General features: G+C 60.3%; 15 protein-coding genes. 4 read left to right on the forward strand and 11 right to left on the reverse strand.

The window, feature by feature from the left end:
- Positions 1-48 precede the first annotated feature (48 nt).
- Entirely contained in the window at positions 49-816 is a 768-nt protein-coding gene (locus tag J3R75_RS02325) for a YebC/PmpR family DNA-binding transcriptional regulator (protein ID WP_307259704.1), read from the forward strand.
- 109 nt (positions 817-925) lie between these two features.
- On the forward strand, positions 926-2,467 hold the full coding sequence (locus J3R75_RS02330; protein WP_307259705.1) for an NAD(P)H-hydrate dehydratase: 1,542 nt from the start codon (positions 926-928) through the stop codon (positions 2,465-2,467).
- Between the two features lie 157 nt (positions 2,468-2,624).
- Here J3R75_RS02330 and J3R75_RS02335 read toward each other — a convergent pair whose 3' ends face one another.
- The 3 genes from J3R75_RS02335 to J3R75_RS02345 all read right to left on the reverse strand — a co-directional run bounded on the left by J3R75_RS02335 (position 2,625) and on the right by J3R75_RS02345 (position 5,902).
- Positions 2,625-3,938, reverse strand: coding sequence for a mevalonate kinase family protein (locus J3R75_RS02335; protein WP_307259706.1), 1,314 nt, complete (start codon positions 3,936-3,938; stop codon positions 2,625-2,627).
- A gap of 56 nt (positions 3,939-3,994) precedes the next feature.
- The gene (locus J3R75_RS02340) at positions 3,995-5,056 is read right to left on the reverse strand and encodes a Gfo/Idh/MocA family protein (protein WP_307259707.1); all 1,062 of its coding nucleotides are present in this window, start codon (positions 5,054-5,056) and stop codon (positions 3,995-3,997) included.
- A gap of 90 nt (positions 5,057-5,146) precedes the next feature.
- Positions 5,147-5,902, reverse strand: coding sequence for a hydroxypyruvate isomerase family protein (locus J3R75_RS02345; protein ID WP_307259708.1), 756 nt, complete (start codon positions 5,900-5,902; stop codon positions 5,147-5,149).
- A 1,056-nt stretch (positions 5,903-6,958) separates the two neighbouring features.
- Between J3R75_RS02345 and J3R75_RS02350 the strand changes: the two genes are divergently transcribed.
- Positions 6,959-9,763: a glycoside hydrolase family 99-like domain-containing protein gene (locus tag J3R75_RS02350; protein ID WP_307259709.1), complete on the forward strand. Its 2,805-nt coding sequence runs from the start codon at positions 6,959-6,961 to the stop codon at positions 9,761-9,763.
- Between the two features lie 924 nt (positions 9,764-10,687).
- Positions 10,688-11,683 carry a zinc-dependent alcohol dehydrogenase gene (locus J3R75_RS02355; RefSeq protein ID WP_307259710.1) on the forward strand — a complete coding sequence of 332 codons (996 nt, stop codon included), beginning with the start codon at positions 10,688-10,690 and terminating at the stop codon, positions 11,681-11,683.
- Positions 11,684-11,732: 49 nt separating this feature from the next.
- On the opposite strand, the gene J3R75_RS02360 is transcribed toward J3R75_RS02355, so the two are convergent.
- From J3R75_RS02360 to J3R75_RS02395, 8 genes are all read right to left on the reverse strand, one after another.
- The gene (locus J3R75_RS02360; RefSeq protein WP_307259711.1) at positions 11,733-13,841 is read right to left on the reverse strand and encodes a hypothetical protein; all 2,109 of its coding nucleotides are present in this window, start codon (positions 13,839-13,841) and stop codon (positions 11,733-11,735) included.
- A gap of 223 nt (positions 13,842-14,064) precedes the next feature.
- A complete protein-coding gene (locus J3R75_RS02365) occupies positions 14,065-14,790 on the reverse strand; it encodes a prepilin-type N-terminal cleavage/methylation domain-containing protein (protein ID WP_307259713.1) in 726 nt (241 codons plus the stop codon).
- A gap of 1,332 nt (positions 14,791-16,122) precedes the next feature.
- Complete coding sequence (locus J3R75_RS02370; protein WP_307259714.1) at positions 16,123-16,518, reverse strand: hypothetical protein; 396 nt, start codon at positions 16,516-16,518, stop codon at positions 16,123-16,125.
- 154 nt (positions 16,519-16,672) lie between these two features.
- Positions 16,673-18,739 carry a hypothetical protein gene (locus tag J3R75_RS02375; protein ID WP_307259715.1) on the reverse strand — a complete coding sequence of 689 codons (2,067 nt, stop codon included), beginning with the start codon at positions 18,737-18,739 and terminating at the stop codon, positions 16,673-16,675.
- 253 nt (positions 18,740-18,992) lie between these two features.
- A complete protein-coding gene (locus J3R75_RS02380; protein WP_307259716.1) occupies positions 18,993-19,952 on the reverse strand; it encodes an AAA family ATPase in 960 nt (319 codons plus the stop codon).
- 39 nt (positions 19,953-19,991) lie between these two features.
- Positions 19,992-21,185, reverse strand: a complete 1,194-nt coding sequence (locus J3R75_RS02385; protein ID WP_307259717.1) for a DUF4350 domain-containing protein — start codon at positions 21,183-21,185, stop codon at positions 19,992-19,994.
- Between the two features lie 20 nt (positions 21,186-21,205).
- Positions 21,206-23,128 (reverse strand): hypothetical protein, encoded by a 1,923-nt coding sequence (locus tag J3R75_RS02390; protein ID WP_307259718.1) that lies wholly within the window; start codon positions 23,126-23,128, stop codon positions 21,206-21,208.
- Positions 23,128-24,165 carry a hypothetical protein gene (locus tag J3R75_RS02395; protein ID WP_307259719.1) on the reverse strand — a complete coding sequence of 346 codons (1,038 nt, stop codon included), beginning with the start codon at positions 24,163-24,165 and terminating at the stop codon, positions 23,128-23,130. The genes J3R75_RS02390 and J3R75_RS02395 overlap by 1 nt, the downstream gene beginning before the upstream one ends.
- Positions 24,166-24,171: the final 6 nt, after the last annotated feature.

The following is a 24,171-nucleotide window of genomic DNA, read 5'->3' on the forward strand; positions in this document are numbered from 1 at the left end:
TGATTATTGTAGCCCATTTCTGTCCCCAGAGCCAAAAAGGAGCTGCCTATGTCCGGCCACAACAAATGGTCTTCCATCAAGCACAAAAAAGGCGCGGCCGACGCAAAACGCGGCAAAATTTTCTCGCGCGTGAGTAAAGAAATCATCATGGCTGCCAAAGAAGGCGGCGGCGATATTGATCTGAACGCGCGCCTGCGTTCGGCCGTCGCGGCCGCGAAAGCAGCCAATATGCCCAACGACAACATCGACCGCGCCATCAAAAAAGGCTGCGGCGGTGGCGATGGCGTGCAGATGGAATCACTCAGCTACGAAGGCTACGCCGCCGGCGGCGTGGCAGTCATCATCAACTGCCTCTCCGACAACCGCAACCGCACCGCCGCGGACATCCGCTCCTTCTTCAACAAGTACAACTGCAACATGGCCGGCAGCGGTGCCGTATCGTGGAAATTCCACCGCAAAGCCCGCTTCGTCATCGAAGGCGAAAACGCCAACGAAGAAAAGCTCTTCGAACTCCTGCTCGATGGCGGCGCCGATGTCGAAGACATTTCGGTGGACGACGATGTCGCCGAAATCCTCGCGCCACCAGAGGCCTTCAGCAGCATCCTCGGCATCTTTGAAAAGGCCGGCATTGAGGTCAGCGAATCCAGCGTCGCCCTCATCCCCGAGAACAGCACGGTAGTCAATGACGTCAATACTGCCCGCCAGGTCAACAAGTTCATCGATGTCCTTGAAGACTACGACGACGCCCAGGAAGTCTACACCGATATGGAAATCAGCGACGAGATTGGTCAACAACTCGCCGACGAAGAAGACTAAGGCAACGGACGTCTCTCCACAGCTCCGCGGGCATGACCGAAGGACCAACACGGCCCTTTCTGTCATGCCCGTTGTTGTTTGATGCGCAATTCAGCCCGAGGAAAGCGCCATGGACATCATCAGCGTTGACGACATGCGACGCCTGGACGCGCTGGCCATCAGCAACGGCAGCGCCAGCGGCTTTGAACTCATGGACCACGCCGGCAAAGGCGCCGCCGAAGAAATCCTCTGCTATCTGGAGGGCCTGCCGCCCCGGCAACGCCGGCGCATCGTCGTCCTGGCGGGCAAAGGCAACAACGGCGGCGACGCATGGGTCGTCGCCCGCGTGCTACACCAGCAAGGACTCACGGTAAAACTCTACAGCTGCTGCCGGCGAGACGAGTTGCCCGCCGATGCGCGCCTGCATGCGGCGCTTCTGCCAGCCGCAGTTCCTCGCCGCGAAGCGATCAGCGAACTGCCCGCCGAGGCGCTGCAGCCCGGCGGCGTTATCATTGACGGCCTGCTCGGCACCGGCCTCCATGGCGCCCCGCGAGATCCCTACCGGCGCGTCATCGACCAAGTCAACGCCAGCGGTCTGCCCGTCGTCGCCCTGGACATTCCTTCCGGCCTCGACGGCGACTCCGGCGCCGCTGAATGCGCGATTGTCGCCGACCTGACGCTGACCATGGCCTTCCCCAAGACCGGGCTCGTCCGCGGCGACGGCCCGCGCCTTTGCGGCGCCATCCACGTCATCGACATCGGCTTCCCGCCAGCCGTAACCGCTGCCGCGCAGTCCCTCGGCCGGGCTTTTACCCAGGCCGATGCCGCCGCGCTGCTTCGCCGCCGCGATCGCGCCGCGCACAAGAACAGCCTGGGGCACGTCCTCTGCGTGGCTGGTTCGCGCCAGTACGCCGGCGCGGCGGCACTCTGCGCCGGCGCAGCTCTGCGCAGCGGCGCCGGCCTGGTGACGCTCGCCCATCCGGCGGCCATGCCCCGACCGGCATCACCCCACGCGCTGATCTGCACGCCCCTGGGCGATACCCAGCGCGACGATGTCTTCGGCGATGCCATGGTTCCGCAACTGCAGCAGGCGCTGCTGAACAAAAACGCCGTGGTCTACGGCCCAGGTAGCAGCCCCGCCGCAACGCCAGACGTCCTGCGCGCGCTCCTGGCGGCAGCCATCCCGATGGTCATTGATGCCGACGGCCTGCGCCTCCTCGCCGCGCATCCCGAACTCCTGGACGCCGCTCGGGCCGGGCTGGTGCTCACGCCACACCCGGGCGAGATGGCCGCACTCCTGCGCGGCGTGGGCTTGGTCGACGCCATGCCGGCCAGCCGCAGCGAACAAGCCAAGGCCCTGGCCGCGCGCTGCCACGCAGTGGTGGTCCTCAAAGGCCAGCATAGCGTCGTGGCCACGCCCGATGGCCGAGAGCCGACCATCAACCTCAGCGGCACGGCCGCTCTGGCCACAGCCGGCACCGGCGACGTCCTCGCCGGCATGATCGGCGCCATGATCGCCCAAGGCATGAGCATGGAAGACGCCGCGCGCTGCGCGGTATTCGTCCACGGCGTCTGCGCCGAATGCTGGCACGACGCCCAGCGCGCACTCATCGCCGACGACGTCGTCGAGCTCATCGGCAGCGCCCTGCGCCTCGTCGCCCCCAACGCCTGAGCAGATGCTGGAGTAATCCAGGACTTTTTACCCGGCTGCCGCCGTTTGCACCAAGCCCCCCACGCTCAATGGCTGGCTTTGCCTGTCGCAGCCGCAGGCCAGCTGGCGACGATTGTATCTGGTGCCATCCGCGCTCGGGCCGTCATCGCTGCCGTTCTCAGCCGTAGGCCATGCGCGGATCGGTGACGATCTGCGGCTTGATGATTTCGATGTGATGCTCGCCCAGTACTCGTTGGAGCTTGCCAAACATCGCGTCATCGTCGTAAATGCCAATCATCGCGCCGCCGGATCCGGTCAGTTTCGCCGGCGCACCCACGGAGCGGGCCAATTCAATCATGCGCCGGTTCTTCGCGCTGACGCAGTTGCCGCACACTTCGCAACGCAGATCGAAGTTGCGGTTGAGCAGCGCCGGCAGCTTCTCGTACTGCCGTTTATCCATCGCCTCCAGCGCCAGGTCAGTCAACGACGCCCATTCCTTCATGGCTTCAAGCACCTGCGGCACCCCGGCGTCGTAATCTTCACGCAAATGGCTGTGGAGAATCTCCGACCCCTCGGCCAAATCCGTCCGGAACGCGACAAAGAAGGTGAGTTCGCTGGGAATATGAATCACGCGATAACGGCCGATGCCGTGCGCATCCATATAGCGCTTGTCAAAATCCATGAACACCGGCTCGTTGAAGGCCTGCGCCACGCGGTCCTGCAGACCCGCCGGGATGCCCAGCTCCTCGCGCTCCACCGACAAAACCAAATTGGCCAGCCATGCCGGCGCGATCTTCACGCCATAAAACTGCGCCAGAGCCCGCATACACCCCGTGATGATCGCCGACGACCCGGCCAAGCCCAGGCGGTTGGGGATGTCCGTATTGTAGCGCAGCGTGAAGTTGCGCTTGTCCATCTCAATCCCATTCTCCAGGCAATAATCGCGGAATTTGCGGATGGCCGCCTTCAACAGCCGAATACCGCCGTAATAGCCGTATTTGACGACCTCGTCACAGAGCTGTTCAACACTGCCAAAAGTGCTGTGATCCCGCAGCGACGGCAGCAAGTCCAGTTCAGGACTCTCGTAAAGCGTCACGTCCGCAGAATAATTGCTAAATACAAAGGCGATGGTCTTGCCGTGATAACCATCCGAGGGATTGCCTATCACCGCCGCCCGCGGATATGCCCGTGTCCGTATAATCATGGTACTGACCTGCTGCTTGAGTACGCTCGCGTTACTGCCCGTCCCCTGCGTGAACAAGCACGTAATATAGTCGCAGAAAAAAACAGCGGCGCCCACCAAAACGAAAACCAAGATCAGACCGATCAGACCGATCAGACCGATCAGTAATCGGATCCGTCCGATCCGTCCGATCCGTCCGATCCGTCCGCGATAAAAAACAGAAGATCCGACCGCTCCGTCCGCGAAAAAGACGCCCGCTCCGACCGCACTTGCCGCGCAAAAAAACGGGCCGCCGGCGTTGGTTTTCACCAGGAACGCAGGCGACCCGCCGGTTGCACGTTACGCGCTGGGCGCGTGACGCGGTCTTACTTCTTGCACTTTTTGCTAGTGGCCTTCTTCTTGCTGTCGCAGCAACAGCCGCAGGCCGGCGTGTCCTTGAGAACGACGACTTTGCCGCCGTTGTCCATGGACTCATTGGCCGCCAGGGTCACTTCCAGGTTCTTCACGGCTTCGCTGTAGGGCGATAGGATGATGCTCTGGTCGTTGCTCAGAATGGCCTCAATGAAGACATTGTCTTCTTCCTGGCCGTAGTCATTGCCCGTCTTGGCATTGATGGTGCGGGTCGGCTCGGTGATGACCACGCCGGCGCGCTCGGTGTATTCCATGCGGCCGTTCATGGTGAAGCAGTCGATGCCATTCTTGCCGCCGCCGCCACGGACGAAGCAACCGCTGTAGACCGTGCCAATAATGCCGTTCTCAAACTTCAGGTTCACGGCTGACGCGTCTTCCGTGTCGTAGTTCTCCACGTCCGTGATGATGCCACGACGACCGAAGGCCTGCACCGCGACGACTTCGCCGAACAGCAGCCGGCACATATCGAAGGTGTGGATGGTCTGCTCCACGGCCTGCCCGCCGGACGTGTCACGACGACGCCACCACCACACGCCGGGCATGCCGCCAACCCAGTACGCATTGAAAAAACCGACCTTCTGCTGCGCAACCCAGTTCTTCATCATCGGCACGAAGTCCAGATAGCGATCCTGGAAACCAGCCCCGTTGATCAGCTTCTTGGCTTTCAAGCCCTTCTCCACTTCGCGGGCGTAGTCCATGCACAGCGCCACCGGTTTTTCCACGAAAAGATGGCAGCCCTTCTCAATGGCCATCAGTTCCATGCCCTTGTGCGCGCAGGGCTCGACGCAGACGTAAACGGCGTCGAGCTTCTCTTTGCTCAGCATTTCCTTGTAGTCTTTGTAGGGCGTCGCGCCGAAACGCGTCGCCGCCTTCTGCACCCGGTCGTCCAACAGGTCACACACCGCCGTGATCTGCGCGTCGGGAATCTTGTTGTTGTCGTAATGCGCGAAATGGAAGTTGGCAATGCCGCCACAACCAATGAAACCAACGCGAACCTTCTTAGCCGATTTAGCCATTTTCTTCTCCATGTTGACTGTTGTTCGGACCAGGCACCCGCCGTAGTCTATTGCTCAGCAAATCCTATTTTCCGCCGGGATTTTTCCCGCTCAGGCCAGCCATTCACGCGTCTCGATCAGCGAGCTGCGCGAGTCCTTCAGAGGATGATATTCCAGACCCAGGTAGCCCGTGTAGCCCGCTTCATCAATTTTGCGGCAGATAAAGGGGTAATTCTGTTCGCCGGCCTTCATCTCATGCCGCCCGGGTATGCCTGCCGCGTGGAAGTGCCCGATGATGTCCAGGTTGGTCATGATCTTCTCGGTGACATTGCCTTCCATGATGCCCGCGTGATAAATGTCATACAGCCCCTTCACGTTGGGCGAATTCACCGCGCGCAACACGGCCGCCATGTCCTCGGAATTGTCGAGGAAATACCCGGCGTGGTTCACCGCCGTGTTGAGCAGCTCCAGGATCAGCGTGATGCCGGCCTTTTCCGCCAGCGGCGCCAATTTGCGCAGCCCCTCAATCACCGCCTTGCTCATGTCACAGCGCGTCCGGCCGGGAACGACGTTGCCCGTCAGCACAATCACTTTCCAGCAGTTCAAGCGCTTGGCGACCTCGACCGTTTCGGCAAAATCCGCCACGTACTTGTCATGCTGGCTACGGTCAAGCAAATTGTTACAGCCGTTGCCGAAACTCGTGATCGCCACCTTGTGCTTCTCGGCCGCCGCGGCAATCGCCGCGATGTCCTTGTTTGCATAGCCCCAGAACTCGCCGGCGCTGTAGCCGCAGTCGGCCACCGCCGCAATGCGGTCCGGAAAGGGCAGTTCCTTGAAAAACAACTCCAGACAAGGACTCAGTTTCATGTCAGCACGCTCCCTGATTGGGTTCACCAGCTATCCCCGCGACAATCCTGCCGCCGGCCAGCTCAATAACGTTAATGCTCCGCAGCCAAAAGAATCCTTATAATGTGCATGGTCCACCACGCTTTTCCACGCTAGATAACGCATTTAATCAAAAACGGCAGTAATCGGTCACCCATTGAGAACGGACGCCCAGACATGTCGCGACGTCACCCCCGGGTAAGTAAGTGAGTTCCATTGCCTCTTTGGCCCCAGTCAGCTGCGCCGACTGGGGCCAAAGAGGCCGAGGAACACGGACGTAGTCGCCGTTGTACCCAGGGCGGCGCGCGCTTTCAGCGCTGCTTGCCCTGGGCTGGTATGTTTCGCGCTTTCAGCGCTTCTGCCGCTTCGCGGCCAGGGAAACGGGCGCGTTTGACTCAGCCAGATGCTCCGTGGCTTAATTCTCAATGGGTGACCGATTACAAACGGCAAACATACAATGTCCACAATACCCCGGCAAGGTCATTTTCACCCCCAATGTACACGGATCGCGATTGCTCAACCCCATCTCCCCCCTTCAGAACAAATCCCCCATCGGTTTTGTCCCAATCCGTATCACACTCAGCTATCCATAGCAGCCACTAGGCACGAATTATTCGCAATACGGCGTAACTGCCTTGCCCTGAAAGCCAAACTAACATCTCGCCTCCATTTATTAACAGAACGCTGTGCATAACTGTCAATGTGCATAACCTCACGAGTCAAAAATTAGCATCTGCAAAAGACAACGGATGGCATAACTTGCCTGAAAACACAACAATATAAATACCGCCATCCATTGTAAGTTTTTCGTTAGGCCTGTTGATAACTTGTCAGCAACGTCACGCAAATCGCCCGCAGAACGCTTTTCAAGGAAAAAAACGAAATTTTCTTCCGGGGCGGCGTGGGGGCCCCGCCGCAGCGGTTTTCAACGGTAAATGCCCTGCATACTGCTTGCAGCGGGGCCATGCCCGGGCTAACTTTGACAGTCCGTGTTTTTTCGTGCAATACCCCGCCACTGACTAACCAAAAGGACCGCTCATGCTTAACAAGCTCATGCTATGCCTGGCCCTCGGCTCTTCCGCTCTGATGGCTGCCGACAAATGCCTGGTCGAATGGACGTTCAAAACTCCGGCGGACGTCGCCGCCTGGGCGGCCAAGACCAACCACGTTTCGGATGTCGCTCTCTGCGAAGACGGCATGCGCGGCGTCCTCAGCGACTGGGACCCGTGGATCACCAGCCCCGAATTCCGCATCAAGGCCAAGCCATGGCAGTACGTCGAAATCACCGCCAAGACTGACGCCGACGGCGGCGGCACCATCTTCTACACCAACACCAACGACACGGCCTTCGATGGCTTCTCACCGAAAGTCAATGTCAGTATGCGCTTCACGGGTGATAACCAGTGGCAGACCTACACCGTCACCCCGGGCTGGACGCAGCAGGACATCATAAAACTCCGCCTGGACTTCCCGGCCGTATACAACGACGACAAGGGCAAGAAGTCCTTCGTCGTCAAGCGCATCCGCATCATGGAGCCCGACTATGAGTCGACACCAGCAACCACGCCCCGCTGGAGCTTCCGCAACGGCTCGGCCGGCTGGAGCGCCGACGCCGACAGCGCCCTCACGAGCAAGGCCGACAGCCTCCGCGTCAGCAGCGGCAGCCCGGAATCACACCCCGCCATCAGCAGCGGCCCCGTCAATGTCGACAGTTTCGAACATGGCACCTGGCTGAATCTCACCATGGCCGCCAGCGCTGGCCGCGAGGCGCGCCTAAGCTGGATTTCCTCCATCATGGGTAGAAAATCAAAGAGCTTTCCTATCGTCGCTGATGACCAGTTCCATATGTACAATGTCGATCTCTCCGGCAGCCCCGGCTGGATGGACCGTATTTTCGACATCACCCTCACACTCAGCGATGCTCCCGGCGCCAGCGCCGCCATCATGGATATGTCGGTCGCACCTGATCCCCAGGGCCCCGCGCAGCTCACCATCAAGGACGACGGTCTAGTTGAGGCGCTCAACCGCGCGAACAAGCCCTGCGAGTTCACTTACACCGTCATCAACACCGGTGGCGCCAGCGCCGAAAAAGCCACCATCAACAAACTCATTCTGCCTCCTGGCGTGACGGTCGTGGAAAAGGACAGTAACTGGCTGCTCCTGCCGCCCCTCAAGCCTTTCGAGCCCGTGACGCAGTCTTTCCATATCCAGGCCGCCACCCCCATTGCGGGCGAATACGAACTGGAGATCGCCTATGGCGACCAACGCTTGCTTCATCGCGGCCCACTGGCTTTCACCAAAAATCTCAATCTGCCCAAAGCTGATTACGTGCCCGAGCCCAAACCCGTCAAAAGCGACTACGAAGTCGGCGCGCTGTATTTCCCGGGCTGGGAACGCTACGAGAAATGGCAAAGAATCTGGCGTGTAGATCCCATTCGCAAACCGGTGCTGGGTTGGTATGACGAGTCCAACCCCGAGGTCGTCGACTGGCAGATCAAATGGCTGGTGGAAAACGGCATCCAGTACCTGCTGGTTGACTGGTACTGGAATCGCGGCACCGTCCGCCTCGAGCACTGGATCAAGGCCTTCCAGCAAGCCCGCTATAAGTCCCACATGAAATGGGCCATGATGTGGGCCAACCACAATGGCAAGGGCTCCCATTCCATCGATGACCAGATCAAAGCCACCCAGTACTGGGTCGAAAACTACTTCAACACCCCCGAGTATTACTGCATTGACGGCATGCCCGTCGTCATGATCTGGAGCTGGGGCGGCATGGAAGCAGACATGAAAGACCAGGGTGGCATCAAGGCCCTACTGGACGCCTCACAGAAAGTCGCCCGCGACGCCGGCTACAAGGGCATTCATTTCTCCGTCATGAAATGGCCGGAGCACGAAGTCGACCCCGCCAATATCCAGTGGCTCAAAGACCAAGGCATGCACTCGACGTCGATCTACCACTACATGCACCACGGCGGCAGAGCCAGCAACCCACGCAATTTCTCCTTCGAACACGTCGCCGCCACCAACAAGGACCTGTGGGAAAAATGGTACAACACGGGCATCCTGCCCTTCTTCACCAATATCTCCACCGGCTGGGACGACCGCCCCTGGAACAACCGCACCGTCATCTACGGCCGCACACCCGAACTCTTCAAACAAATCTGCGAGGACGCCAAGGCCTTCGCCGACCGCACCGGCCTCAAAAAACGCATCCTGCTGTCACCCCTGAATGAATGGGGCGAGGGCTCCTATATCGAACCCAACCGCGAATACGGCTTCGCCATGTACGAAGCCGTGCGGGATACCTTCGCTAAAAGACCTCTCTTCGGCTGGCCAAAGAACTACGGCCCCGCCGATGTCGGCCTCGGCCCCTACGACTACCCCAAACCCGATACCGCCAGCGACAGCAATCGCAGCAGCTGGGACTTCGCTGACAACAACCCCCAAGGCTGGCAAGCAACCATGGGCATCGGCGACTGGAAGGTCGAAAACAACCAGCTGGTCTTTAACACAAGCAGCAGCGACCCGGCACTGGCTATCTACCTCAATCGCTTGGACACCAAACAGTTCAAACGCATGACCATCCGCATCAAGGCCACACCCGCCGAAAACGCCACCGCCACCAATGATGGTCTGCAGCTCTTCTGGGCCACCACCACTGCACCCATCACCGAACCGCTGTCCATCAAAGCCACTTACACCGCCAATGACCAGTTCACCGACCTCGTCCTTAACCTCGGCGAACACCGCCTCTGGCGCGGCAAAGTCACCAGCTTCCGCCTCGACCCCATGTCCCGTAAGGGCGCAACTGTCACCATCGACAGCATTACCCTGGAATAAGCAAACCGATCATCGGACTGATCCGACTGATCAGACTGATCACGTCATCGGATCGGTCCGATCCGTCCGATCCGTCGGATCCGTCGGATCCGTCCGCGAAAAAAGACCCCAAATTCGGCCCGAAGGGCCGCACCATGCATAACCCTGGGTGAGGCGCCCGGAGGGCGCCGCAACCCAGGGCAGAAGAAACCCTAAAGACCAGCGCCCGGAGGGCGCCACACTCACAACACATCCGCGCAGCCATCAACGCCCGGCAGTAACCACAAGCCCAAAAAGACAGTCGATCGGACTGATCGGACTGATCAGACTGATCACGTCATCGGATCGGTCCGATCCGTCCGATCCGTCGGATCCGTCCGCGAAAAAAGACCCCAAATTCGGCCCGAAGGGCCGCACCATGCATAACCCTGGGTGAGGCGCCCGGAGGGCGCCGCAACCCAGGGCAGAAGAAACCCTAAAGACCAGCGCCCGGAGGGCGCCACACTCACAACACATCTGCGCAGCCATCAACGGCCGGCAGTAACCACAAGCCCAAAAAGACAGTCGATCGGACTGATCAGACTGATCACGTCATCGGATCGGTCCGATCCGTCGGATCCGTCGGATCCGTCCGCGAAAAAAGACAGTCGATCGGACTGATCAGACTGATCACGTCATCGGATCGGTCCGATCCGTCGGATCCGTCCGCGAAAAAAGACCCCAAATTCGGCCCGGAGGGCCGCACCATGCATAACCCTGGGTGAGGCGCCCGGAGGGCGACGCAACCCAGGGCAGAAGAAACCCAAAAGACCAGCGCCCGGAGGGCGCCACACTCACAACACATCCGCGCAGCCATCAACGGCCGGCAGTAACCATGAGCATTTAAACGCCACTTAACCCAAACTCCCACCCCCGTCCCCCCCGCAAGCCATTGGAGAACATGTCATGAAGGGCAAATGCCTGAAGCTGTTGTCGAAGAACAACGTCGACATTTTTGACTACGACGTCCCCCGTCCCGGTCCCGGCCAGGTCCTCATTGAGAATGACTACACGGCGATCAGCGCGGGCACCGAGCTGGCAAATATCATGATGTTGCCCAACACCTACAACACCCTTCCGGGCTACAGCGGCTGCGGGCGGATCATTGAGCTGGGCGACGGCGTGAAGAACGTCCAGCTCGGCGATCGCGTGATTGACAACTGGGGCCGGCACATGTCCCACAATGTCAAAAACGCCAACGAACTCACCATGGTCAGCGACGATCGCATCAGCTCGCTTGAGGCGTCCTTTGTGGTGATCGCGACCTTCCCCATGTTCGGGCTCCGCCGCACCAGGCTGGAAATCGGCGAGTCAGCCATGATCATCGGCCAGGGGCTGCTTGGCCTCTTCGCGCTACAGTTCGCGGCCCTCAGCGGCGCGGTGCCGGTGATTGTGTCCGACCTCAACCCCAAACGCCTGGAGCTCGCCCGCGAGCTCGGCGCCGACTACGCGTTCTCGCCAGCCGAAGACGACTATGTGCAGAAGGTCCTTGACGCCACCGACGGCAAGGGCGTCGACTGCGTCGTCGAAGTCACCGGCGCGGCCATCGCCATGCGCCAGGCCCTCGAGTGCACGGCGAAATTCGGTAGGCTGTCCCTCCTCGGCTGCACTCGCATCCCCGACTGCACGGTCGACTTCTATCAGCTCGTGCACAAACGCGGCGTGACCATCGTCGGCACCAACACCACTGCCCGCCCACGCGTGGACTCCAGCGGCGGCTTCTGGACCGAACGCGACGAAATGGCCGCCATCCTCAAACTACTCGCTCACGGCAAATTCAAGGTCAAGCCCATCATCAGTGACGTCGTCTCACCCGCCGATGCCCACGCCTTCTACCTCGGCCTCATCGAAAGCAAAAACCCCAACGTGGGCTACGCTTTCGATTGGCGCCAAGTGCGCTGATCAAGGCGACAGACCCATCACCCGGCGCGCAAGCCGCGAACAACGGCGACTACCTGCTGATCTCGTAGGCAAAACAGGGCTGCGCAAAGGCGAAGCTATCGCTGGTAAAAGAAAGCTCGCCCGCCGCAGAAAAGTTGCTGTTCACCTGTCCCAGTCTCTTGCCGGCCAGGTCAACCGCATAGACGCTCGGGGCATCACCCGGCGTCAGCTGGAGGCGAATTTCCGCCACCCCGCGCCGTGCCAGCAGGGGCGGCGTCCCCCAGGTTTCAACAATCGTCGGCGTCTTGAATTTCATCTCCGAATTCTTGACGTCGGTCACATGCAGAAACAACATCCTCTTGGAATCCTTCACGGGCTGGGAGTCCATCGCCGACACAGCAAGCAGCGCAAAACCCGCCTGATTATCGATGGTCATGAGCCCGGAAGACAGTCTGCCGCCATGGACGGTGACTATCGCCTCCGTCTTGGCCGTCGTGACCAGGAAATGCTGTTCGGCGCCATTCAGTTCCAGCTCGCCCGTGCTGCTGCGTGCCCACTTTCTTGACATATCCAAGCCCCCCAAGCCAAGTGCTTGGCCACGCGCCAAAGCGAGAGCAACATCCTCGTTGCTGTCATTCTTCTGGGCCTCAAAGCTGACCTTAATGCCCGCCGGCAAGCTCGGAGCGTCGTCGCGCACAATGACCGTGCCGAGCTGCCCGACAAAACCGGCAAAGACATGACTGTTGCTGTGTTCGGCCTCGTCCAAGCCCGTCTCCTCAATCTTTTTGCGGGCATCGACCAGCAGGGCAATTTTCTCATCCGCCGCCCGGACATCGCCACGGAGAAAGAGCAAAATGGCAAGTTTCTCGGCCAACAATTGCACCGGGTCGGTCGCCACGTCAAAGAGGTCCACGCGGCTTTCTTCCGTAAGCCGCCCCGCTGAGTGAGAATACGCGAATTTGTAAATGCCGTCCCAATCCTGCAAAGCGCCATAAGCGCCCACCAGCGCGCCGCTCTCAGCCCGATAGGGATTGGGAAAGCAAAAGCCGATTTCTGACGTCACAAAGGGCTTGCCATAAATGCGCGCGGGAAATAATCGCGCCGGTTTGCGCGTCGCTTGCTCCCCGGTCAGCTCCACCGCCATACTGCTGATTCCCCAGAACCGCATGGGCAACTGCCAGCCACGCCCCAGAAAGACCGGGTGGTCCCAATAGCCGTGCGTATCCACATAATCAAAATGGTCGCGTATCAACGACAACGGCACCGTCATCCACATATTCTGCCCCGTCAGCGGAACTCGCAACCCAAAGCCCCGCAGGCGGGCCATCATCTTGCCATAATGATCCACAGTGTGCTGGATGAGAAAGTCGTTGAGATGATGGGTCCGTTCCAGTTCGCTGCCGGGCTCAATAGCGTTGGCCTGCAAATACTCCGCAAAAAGCCCTAGATAGCGTTCTCTGATACTGCGCGTCTTGATATGATGATATACCGTATCTTCATTGATGATGCTGATAAACCCCAACGCCGGATCGTCCTTCCACGCAAGACCAGTGTACGGGTTGAGATGCTCCATCCACGCCTGGCTGAATTGCATCTGGTTCTCCAACACCTCGTCCGCTAAGGGCATCAGACCCTTCATGCTCTGCCTGGTCACCCCCGGCAATTCCCCTGATCGCGGCCGCCGCGACACAAACAAATCCGTGGTGACATAAATACCACGCTTTTTCATGGCCGCAAAGAGGTAATCCAGCTTGTTCAAGTTCTCTGCGTGCAATACAGTCCCGTACTGCCGCGAGGCCAAATAATTATCGTGGTGATGCAGTCGCACCGAATTGTAGCCAATAGCTGCAAAACGATCCGCTAACCGATCGCAGGTCGCCTGGTCTAAATAATTCGCCGTCATGCACAGATTGGCCCCGTAAAAACGCTGCGGGCGATCGGCACGACCCGCAAACACAAACTTGCCATTCTCAACAATCACCCGGCCATATTTCCCCGCCGGTGCGTCGTGCAGACCCTGGCCGGAAAAATCCAGTATCGACCCCGCAATGATATCACGCGGATACTCAATCGCCCGCCAGTCATCTGGAGCCACCGTGAACGCATTGTCAGCTGCAGGGATAGCCGCGTCGTCAGCAGCGGCGCTGGCGACCAACACCGCCCCTACGGCCAGTATCATGACAAGATAATTCCTCAGTCGCAACACCCGCTCCTTACAGCCAACATTCATATCCCAGTCGGTTGATACAGACTATGCACACAGATGCATGATATGGCCAGCAACCACAACACGATAAAAATAGCCGTTGCTCTGCGTCACCACACAACACACCGCAGTTGCCGTACCACCTGTTTCTGTTTGCCAGCGCATGGTCGCTAGCCAGCGAACGACAGCAAGACCATCAATCATTCTTGCCGGTCTTCGTCCACCACCACATATTGCCCCGCGATTGCAGCACTTCCTTCTTGTACCACGCGGTATGTCCATCCACATGACCTATCGTGCAACCACCACCGTGAAGATTGGGGACATTGTCAGTCATCGCTCCAGCATTTGTCAGTGGATTGCCGATTAGTCCGCTGATCGACGTGGTCCGCCCATCGCCAAGCATGATCATACTCGACGGATGGGGAATCTCACCACGGGTCACCGGGCCACCACGCGGATCATTCAGCCTAGGTGCCAGCCCTAGGCCACCCCGAGTGGTGTATGAGGTCGACCCATCCCACGTCATGTAATTCCAACCATAATGATTGTTCACCACCGACGTCTTCCCTGCATACGAAGCAAACACATCGCCGGTCCGCGACGGACACTTGTAGATGGCCGTATCACCCGTATAGCCAACAATCGCATCGTGCCACCAGAGCCCACCCACTATCGCCGTCGGCAGCATGTCCACGTTGTCATCCGCATACATGCTGCTCGCCAAAGCCATCTGCTTCACATTCGACGTACACGAGATCGTCCGCGCTTTCTCCCGCGCCTTGCTCAACGCCGGCAACAACATCGCTGCCAATATCGCGATGATCGCTATCACCACCAGCAACTCAATCAAGGTGAAACAGCGTTCCTTTGCCTGTGGCACTAAGTCGTTCCACGTACTTCTTCGCTTCGCCCATTGCATGATTGCGTCCTCCTTAGCTTGGTTCTGGCTCAACACCCGGTTACCTAAATTCCCTGGCCTAATCATCACAACACATCACTATCCATTAAAGGCACGACACCACTTAAGAACTATTCGTCACATTCCCATCATTATACAGCATTTGTGTATTAAATACAATAGATATATCTTTTTTGGGTGATATTTCCGTAATCGGTCAGCCATTGATAACCAAAACGGTGGTGCCTCTACGAGGCACTGCCTGTTGGCAGGCTGCGTCCCCAGGCCAAAGCCTGGGGTTAAGCATAGTTAAGCACCTACGGCGCAAAAAGATAGCCATTGAATGGAGGTGGTTTTCAGCCCGGATCAGACAAAGCAAGTCGCCAGATTGGCCAAGTTCGGCCCGGAGGGCGCGCAACCCAGGGTGTGACAGCAACTTGGAATTGCGCCTGAAGGGCGCCACACTCACAACACATCCGCGCAGCCATCAACGCCATGCAGTAACCACAAGCCCAAAAAGACAGTCGATCGGACTGATCGGACTGATCAGACTGATCACGTCATCGGATCGGTCCGATCCGTCGGATCCGTCGGATCCGTCCGCGAAAAAAGACCCCAAATTCGGCCCGGGGGCCGCACCATGCATAACCCTGGGTGAGGCGCCCGGAGGGCGCCGCAACCCAGGGCAGAAGAAACCCAAAAGACCAAGCGCCCGTAGGGCGCCACACTCACAACACATCCGCGCAGCCATCAACGGCCGGCACTCCCCACAAGCCCAAAAAGACAGTCGATCGGACTGATCGGACTGATCGGACTGATCACGTCTTCTGATCGGTCCGATCCGTCGGATTTGTCCGCGAAAAAGACAGTCGATCGGACTGATCGGACTGATCGGACTGATCACGTCATCGGATCGGTCCGATCCGTCGGATCCGTCGGATTTGTCCGCGAAAAAGACAGAAGACCAGACTGCTCCGCAAAAAAGACAGAAGACCAGACTGCTCCGCATAAAAGACAGAAGACCAGACCGCTCCGCGAAAAAGACCGCCGATCTCTCAGAAGCGTCTGCAAAAAAGGAAAGCCCACCAGGCGCTTTAGGCATCCTGGTGGGCTTTTTCGTTGAAATGTGCCAGGCGGTCTTTATTCCGTCTGGTCACCGCCGATCCGCTTACGCCGGGCTCTGCGCCCTGTTCGCCTCCGACGTCATAGTGCGTCGAAATCCGTTACCGGCCTCTGGTGGTCCGGTGCGACGTGTCAGTGTCTTGGCTAGGGATCTTACGTCCCGTCGTCCGCGTCTGTTAGTCGTCTTTCCGCGTCAACGAATCGGCAAAAAACTTTCCGTTACTATACTCCTTATTTCGCTGCGGGCGCGGCCTTGCAGCAAGGTTTCTTTTCAGCCGCAGCGGCTTTGGCAGGGCATTCCTTGGCAGCAGCACAGGCTTCAGCGCCTTTTTTGCACGCCTCGGTGCAAGTGCATTTGCCATCGGCGCCCTTCTTCGGGCAAGCGGCCATGTTCTTGCAGGTGCCATCGGCGGCACGCATGGCGCAGCCTTTTTGCTCGGCGCAGGCGGGTTTTGCGGCCTTCATGGCGCAGCCTTCTTTAGCTTCGGCGGCCTTCATGGTGCAGGCGCTCTTCGCGGCCTTCATGGCGCAACAGCCTTCCTTTTTCGCTTCCTGTGCGGATGCGGTCATCGCCATCAGCGCCATTGCCATCAGTGCGGCCATCATCATGGTACATTTTTTGGTCATGCTTTTCATTGTCGTATCTCCAAATGTTGTTTATGTCAGGTGATTGTGAAAAAACGGTGAGAATCGTCACGCCGGCGCAGTGTCCAGCTTCTTCATTGCGTCGTCACCGGTGTCCACCCCGGCGTGATATCTCCTTTACTTACAGCTCAATCCGTCACTTCTCTTTGCTGCCGGCCTTGAGGCGGTACTCGTACAGCGAGTAGCCAACTTCGCGGCTGGCGGCAATCGTTTCCGGATAAGGCGTGTCGGCGATGTCGATAAAACCAATCTGGTAGTTTTCTTCATCCAGACCGCGACCCGTCGTGGCCTCGTCCATGTACTTAAACCAGTGGCAACCCACAAAGTTCCGATGGCGAAGCATTCCTAAGACATAATTTTTATAGGCCTCGGCACGAGCCTCCTGACTTTCCACCGGGACCAGTCCGGTATGGAACATGCCGCGATCCAGCGCCCCGAAGTGGAATTCGCCGATGATCAACGGCACGTCGCGACTGCCAGGATACTTGAAGGACGACACGTCGCGGCGGTAGAGATTGTAGCAGACGATGTCGCAGTAGGCACCGGCGATGTCCGCCGCGTCGTCGTTGACCCAGGCAAAGCGGCAGCCCGCGTATAGCTGGTTCGGTGCAGCGGCCTTGAGCGCATCGCGGACGGTGCGGAAGTAGGTCTCAATGAAGGCGCGGTTGAACACACGCAGGTCCTTGCGAGCGGCGTCATTCAGCTTCACCTCATCGCGATTGGCGCTCATGACCTCCCAAGACGCGAAGGTTGTCTCCCAAGCCGCGTTAAGGGCCTGAATGTCGGCATACTGCGCCTGGAGGACTTTGAGCAACTCAATCTTCGCGGCTTGTTCCGGCGGCGACAACAGCGCGCCGACGGCCAACGAGGTCACGTCGCCCCAGCTCAGCTCGTTGTGCACAAAGTAGCCGATGCACCACGGGTCGCCAATGCTCTTGCCGCGCTGCTGCGCGATGCCCTTCTCAATGGCCTGGCGGAAACTCGGGTCATACACATCACTGAATTTTCCCCAATAGCCCACGCTGCCTTCGAGGACCTTGGCACCCCAGGTGCCTACATTGGCAAAGTACGGCGTGCGCTTCTGCAAATAAATGTCCGAGTCGGACCAGTTGGCGATGGTGTTGATGCCCCAGCTGCGCAGACGGCGGTGGGCGACATCACTGGACTTGGCCTCCCAGTTGTCGCCGTACTTGCGCATGTTGTTGGCGCGACCAAAGTCAAACAGCTTCGGCGTCCGACCCTTATAATAGCCATTGACCACGTGCCCCTGGCGACCAAAGCAGTTCTTGAATGCCTCTTTGTCGCCAGGAAAGTCCTGGAACCAGGTCTCGCGGTCGTCAATCGGCGTCGACCCGCTTTCGCCGACACAGTCCAAGCCGTGACTGATAAAGAGGCGGCCGTCGGGATCGACCAGCCACCACTTGTCAGCATACTTTTCGGTGCGGAAAAAGCCCGTGGCGGCCAGCTGCGGTCCGGCGGCCCAGCCGCCCCATTTGTTCCAGTCGGCCGGACCCGGCTTCGCGGCCAGCTCCTGCTCTTCGGCGACGCGACGCGCTTCGAGATCCTCAGGGCCGGTGACTTTGCCGGGCCAGTCGCGGTGAATGAACTGCCCGTAGGTGTCGATGAAGGGGAAAAAATTGTCCTTGGTCAAAGTCGGCCGATCGGCGACCGGCGCCGCCGTACCGGCGGCTTTGATGTTGTCAATCTCAATGCTGTAGCTTTCCTTGGGACTGGCCATGAATACCAACAGCTGAATGACGTTACTGGCGTCGATCGTGCGCTGGCCGCCGCGCATGCTGCCATTGACTTCAACGGGATAGCCGCGCATGCCAAAGAGGTCCACAGTCATTTCGCCACTGGTGCTGGTGTAGCTGATGTCTAGGCGCTGCATACCGCCAGGAATGATCTCAATCATCTGCTGCAGGCAATGCTTGCCGCCATCGGCGCCGGGGTTGTCCACGCGGAAGCCCACGCGGGCGGCTGTGGCGCCAGTGTTGCGGATGTCCAGACCAATACGCTGATACGGCCGCAGGTCCCACTTGCCCTCGGGGGCCTTGAGCGTAATGCCCGGCCATGCCGTACCAGGCTGGAAGACGATTTCCAGAGCGCCCTCTTCAGTCAACCGCGTCGTCGTCTCGCGCATCTCCAACAGGCCGACGGGCACTGGCGCGCTGAAGTCATAGAGAACCAGTTCGTCTGCCATGGTCAGAGCTCCCATTGTCATCAGTGAAGTTGTCAACAAAGCCAGCACGCCACGAGGGCCGCGCGGGCGAGTAACCGTGAATTTGCGCAGTAATGTCGACATAATACTCCTTGGTTCAGTCCCGTCGGGCCGTTCCGCCAAGAGCTGCTGCTGCTTTGGCGAAAACGTCCCGCAAGCCGGGTATTTGGTGGTGGGCAATGGTGGGTAATGAGTCAGCGAGGGTCAACGCATGAACGTGCCCGATTATTGTCTTTTAGCGCGGCACCGCGACGTCTTCCAGCACCCGCGCGACGACCTCGTCGCAGGTCAGTCCTTCGATTTCGTATTCCGGTCGCAGAAGCAACCGGTGGGCCATGACCGCGCGCGCCAGGCCTTTGACATCGTCGGGCGTAACGAAATCACGGCCGTCGAGGGCAGCGGCAGCGCGGCTGGCCATGACCAACGCCTGCGTCGCCCGCGGACCGGCGCCGACCAGTACGCACTCCTGCCGTCGGGTCGCCTGAACCAACCGCACGATGTATTCGAGTAGTTCATCTCGTAACAGCACCTGTGGTAACTGGGCGCGTACCGCACTGAGCGCGCCGGGCGCAAGCACCGGCGTAATGGCGCCATCGGCAAGAGCCTTCTCCGGCGCGGCGTCGTTCGCCATGCGCCGGGCCAACTCGAGTTCGTCATCCCAGCCAGGCATGTCCATGGCGATTTTGAGCAGAAAGCGGTCTTTCTGCGCCTCGGGCAGCGGATACGTCCCCTCGTACTCCACGGGGTTCTGGGTAGCGAACACCGTGAAATCCGCCGGTAACGGATGGGTCTGGCGATCCAGGGTCACCTGCCGTTCCTGCATGGCCTGCAGCAGCGCCGACTGGGTCTTGGCGGGCGCGCGGTTGATCTCGTCCGCCAGCAGGAACGTCGTGAACACCGGCCCTTTCATGACCTTGAATTCCTGGCTGCGCATGTCAAAAATCGTTGTGCCGGTGATGTCCGACGGCATGAGATCGGGCGTGAATTGAATGCGGCCAAAATCGCAGCCGAGGAGCTTCGCCAGGGTCCGCACCAGCAGGGTCTTGGCCACGCCGGGCACGCCTTCGATCAGCGCGTGCTGACCGCAGCAGATGGCGATCAACGCCTGATCCAGCACGTCCTGCTGGCCAATAATCACCTTCGCGGCCTCCTGTTTCACTTGGGCCAATACATCTTGAATACGCATGTCGGTCATGGTTCTCTCTCCTGCCCGGCGCTGCCGCCGGGCCTTGCTTCAACGTTGCCACCTGCGGCCGAGTTTGTCACACCAGTGATTGTAGAGCTCCGTCAACGATCGCCGTTCGCCTGCCGGTCTCGCGGCATTCGCGGCCAGCTCGGCATTGATCTCGTCGAGCGCGCCCTGCGCGTCCCCTTGCTCGGGCCGGACGGCGTCCCGTGCCCACTCGTCGCGACAGGCGGCGAGCAGCTGTGATGGCGGTACGTTTGCCTGCAACAACCGCGCCAGACCGGCGGCGGCGCTGGCCGGCAAGGGCTCGTCGTCGTCGTCGTCGCACACGGGCAGGTGCTGCTGACGCCAGATGACCATGCCGAAGAGGATCAGCACGCCAATCACCAACCCATGCAACCGCGCCCGTCGCATGAGGGTCACCAAGCTAGGTCGCTCGGCCACGCCGAGATGCCACTCGTCAAATAGCAGGCGCTCGTCATCGCCGGCACACCAGGCGAGGAAGGCCGTTTCGCGCGCAATGCTCAGCGCTTCATTGCTGAACAAGTAGCTGCCCGCGCATAGCACAATGCGGCCACGACCCCAGCTGCGCTGCAAGACCACCGGCTGACCGCCAAGAATATACAGCGCCGACCAATCCGCCGGTACCGCGCCGAACCCGCCGCGATCACGCCACAGTAGCTCGGACGGCAAAGCACCCGACGGCATTGCCAAGCGCGCCCACCGATCAGATCCCGCAACGACCGGCGGCAAACCGCCCACCTTCGGCAAGCTCAACCGGCTAGCCAATACTGCCGCTGGACGGGGAGCGGGACAGGTGCCGCAACCCGCACCGCATTTGCTCGGCTGCGACGCGCCTGCGTCTGCCAAATCCGCGCTAGCCAACGCGACCAGCAGCACGCCGCCGCCATGAACAAAGTCCAGCAACGCGTCGTCCTGAAGGCAGTCCATATCCCACGGCGATAACCCCAGCACGAACAGACGCGTGCCGGTGGACGGCGAGGACGCCGCCGGCAGTTCCACCGGTGGACGATAGAAGCGCGCGAGCTGACGGCCGGGCACTTCGCTCAAGGCGTCGTAATAAGCGCGGCAGCCCATGGGGTCCGCACGCAGGCTGGAATACTCGGCGTAGGCATCGCCGCGCGCAAAACGCCACGAGAGCAGCACGTACAGCCCCGCAACCAGCACTACCGCCAGTAGGCATAGCCCAGCTTTGGCTAAGATGGACGAACGCTCACGCATATAAAACAGTTATCCCTATATCAATCGTGGTTCGTAGGCGGCAAGACCGGCGCAGCAGGCTCGGCAGGAGGAGCTGTGGTGGACGCAGTGCACGTGGCCGCAGGCAGATCAGGTGGCGAAGCAGGCAGTGCCGGCAGCGAGGACGACCCGGTCGCTGGCACGGGCGGCGAAGCCCCCTGTGATACATCAGCAGATTTATCAGCAGGCACGGGAGGTGGAATCGCCGGCTCCAGAGGCGCCCGAGGCGCTAGCGGCGGGGGCTTCACTGCAGGCGTGGCCGGCGGCGGTACATTCCAGGCAGGCGCAGCAACGGCCGTGCGCACCCGCGCTTGCACGCAGGCGACCAGCGCGGCATCAGCAACGAGACGGCCGTACCAGACAGCATCAAAGAGCCGGCCATTGGCGACGAAGTCGTCAAAAAACTGTCCAGCGACGCGGCCGCGCTGGCGCAGTTCGCGGAAATAGTCGTGGTTGCTCTTGCCGCGGGCAAGACGTAGTAGCTCCCGTTCGGCGAGCGCGGCGATGTGAGCCAGATACCACGAACGCAATGCCTGTCGCCACTGGCCCTTGCGGGCGAGCTCTTCGGCCTGCTCGACCCAGCCGTCGGGGCTGCGTTCTTCGGCGGCGAGCACGGCATCGACAATCGGCTCCGCAACAGCAGCTGGCGTCCCCGCAGCCTGCGCTGCCCGGCGGCGACGCTTGGCCAGCGTGCGCCGCAGCAGCCGCACGGTCAAGATGATCAGCAGCACAGCCAGCAGCAATGCCGCCCAATGCAGGATGACCATCAGGCCATCGCGGCTATACCAGCCCGGATGTGGTATGGCACCTCCCGACCCGTCATCCCAATCCGGCACAAAGCGCCGCCACCAGTTGCGAATGCGGTCCAGAGCGTTGCGGACATCGTCAACAACATCACGAATTGCCTCGGCGATGCTTTCCGCCCAAAGCGCAATATGTTGCGACCATTCGCGCTCTGCCTCGCTCGGCGGCGCTGGCAAGCGCCACGCGTACATTTCACGGGCCAGGACGCGGTCGATGCGACCATTAAGCTCGGCACTGCCCACGGCATCCGCCGCCAGCGCGGATGCGCCGCCGCCGGCAAGCGCGACGGCGGCCAGCAACACGCCCAGCGCACGCGGCAGCCGCCCTTGATACCGCCGCAGCGCCGCAAGAATGTCCTCGCCCGTGCCGATAGCTTCGACGCGAAAGGCCATGCCGCTCAGCAGCGCCAGCCAGAGCAGCTCCATGCCAATATGAGTCAGCAGCAAAGTCAGCATGACAAAACTGCTGTTGATAAGATGGAAGCCGCTCTTCGTGAAAACGGTGTCCAGGCCAGTCAGCATACGCAGAAACTCCGGCAGAAAATTCACCGCGATGGCGCAGTTGAGGGCAAGCACCAACGCCGCCGGCAGCAGGATGACATGGAGCAGCAGCAGGTCTTTCACGCTGTGTCGACAGACAGTCAGCGCCCGCTGACCAATGCCGCCCTTTGCGTCGTCGTCCCGCCCCAGCGCCGTCGCAGCCAGCGCAACGCCATGCCCCAGCGGATAGAGCACAAGCGTACAGGCGCTCACCAGGCTTAGCCCGAGTACCCACGGCTGCACCCGGCATTGCGCCGCGGCCAGCGCCCGAAAAGAACGCCAGGACCACGCCTGCGCGGCGTCGCCACGCAGGCGCCGGCGCATATACTGGCAGACACTCGCGAGGCAGACGCGATACCACAAGTACAGCCCCGCTAACACCAACGCCCCGGCAATACAGCGCCAGGTCGCGCGCCGTCCAACGCCCATGTCCAACCAAAAATACATCAGCGCCAGGATGAAAGGCGCCGCGCCACCTAGAAACCAGCACCAGGCCGCCGCCGGCAAAGCCCGCAGCTGAGCCAGGGCGTCGTCTATCAGCCCCAGTCTGGCGAGCTCATGCAGGCGTAGCCGTTTTTTCATCAGCCTCCCCCGTTCGACGCGCCGCCCTCGCTGCTGATCAGGCGAAAGACCTCAGCGCAAGTGCCGCAGAGCTCGCAATCGTGGCCGCAATCGGCCGTGCGTTCATACCAGTCGGCGGGAAAACGGCTGTTGTCCAAATAAGGCATGCCCGGCAACGCCGAGTGGCCCGGTTCCAGCAAATCCAGCACATTGCCATGATAGCGCCCGCGCACATAGGCGCCGAGGACCTTCTGCGGCCGCGGATGCACCCGCGTCGCCAGTTTCACCGTGCTGAACCACGCCTCGTAGTGATGTATGTCTTCCGGACGAATCCAGCAGTTGCGCAACAACCACGGCCAGCGCTCGGGCTTCTCCAGGAACTCCCAGCATGGCGCCGGGTAGGCCAGCGGCCGTCCCGGCTGCTGCCGCGCCTCGGCCTCATGGGCGACCAAATTGTCGTGAAAAGTCTGGTACGCACAGTCATACAGACAGCCGCTGTTGGCCAGCAGATGCAGGCTCTTGCCGTGCGCATCACACCAGGCCTTCAGCGCGGTGATCTGTGATGGCGAACGATTGAGCTCGCGCTTGAGGTAATAGCCGTCGAAGCTGTCAGCCAAATGCGCCATCGCCGCCACCGACCCCACGCGCATATTCACCGACGCACGCACCTCAATCCGCGGAAACTCCCGCTTGAACTGCCGCGCAATCGCCAACGATGTGGTCGTAACCGCCGACAAAGGCACGAACTGTTCCACCAGGGCCACGCCGCGCCGCACCCGCTCTTCCAGCGCGAAGGACATCGCCTCCGCGCCGTAGCACGACGAATTGAGCAGCAGCACCGCCTGCACGCCCATCCCCGCCAGCTCACTGAGGTCGCTGCCCATGGCATTCCAGGCGTCGTCAACGCTCCACACATCGTCCAGACCCAGCGGGGCGCGCCCACTGGCTTCGGCCGGCAGGGCAAAATACACCTCGGCCACCGCGCCGGGATAGGCGGCGACGACGTCCACAATGGACCCGTAGTCGCCGGGAAGCTGGTAGCCGATGGCAAAACGCATGTGACG

The organism is Oligosphaera ethanolica, from assembly GCF_030814695.1.
Classification (GTDB): domain Bacteria; phylum Verrucomicrobiota; class Lentisphaeria; order Oligosphaerales; family Oligosphaeraceae; genus Oligosphaera; species Oligosphaera ethanolica.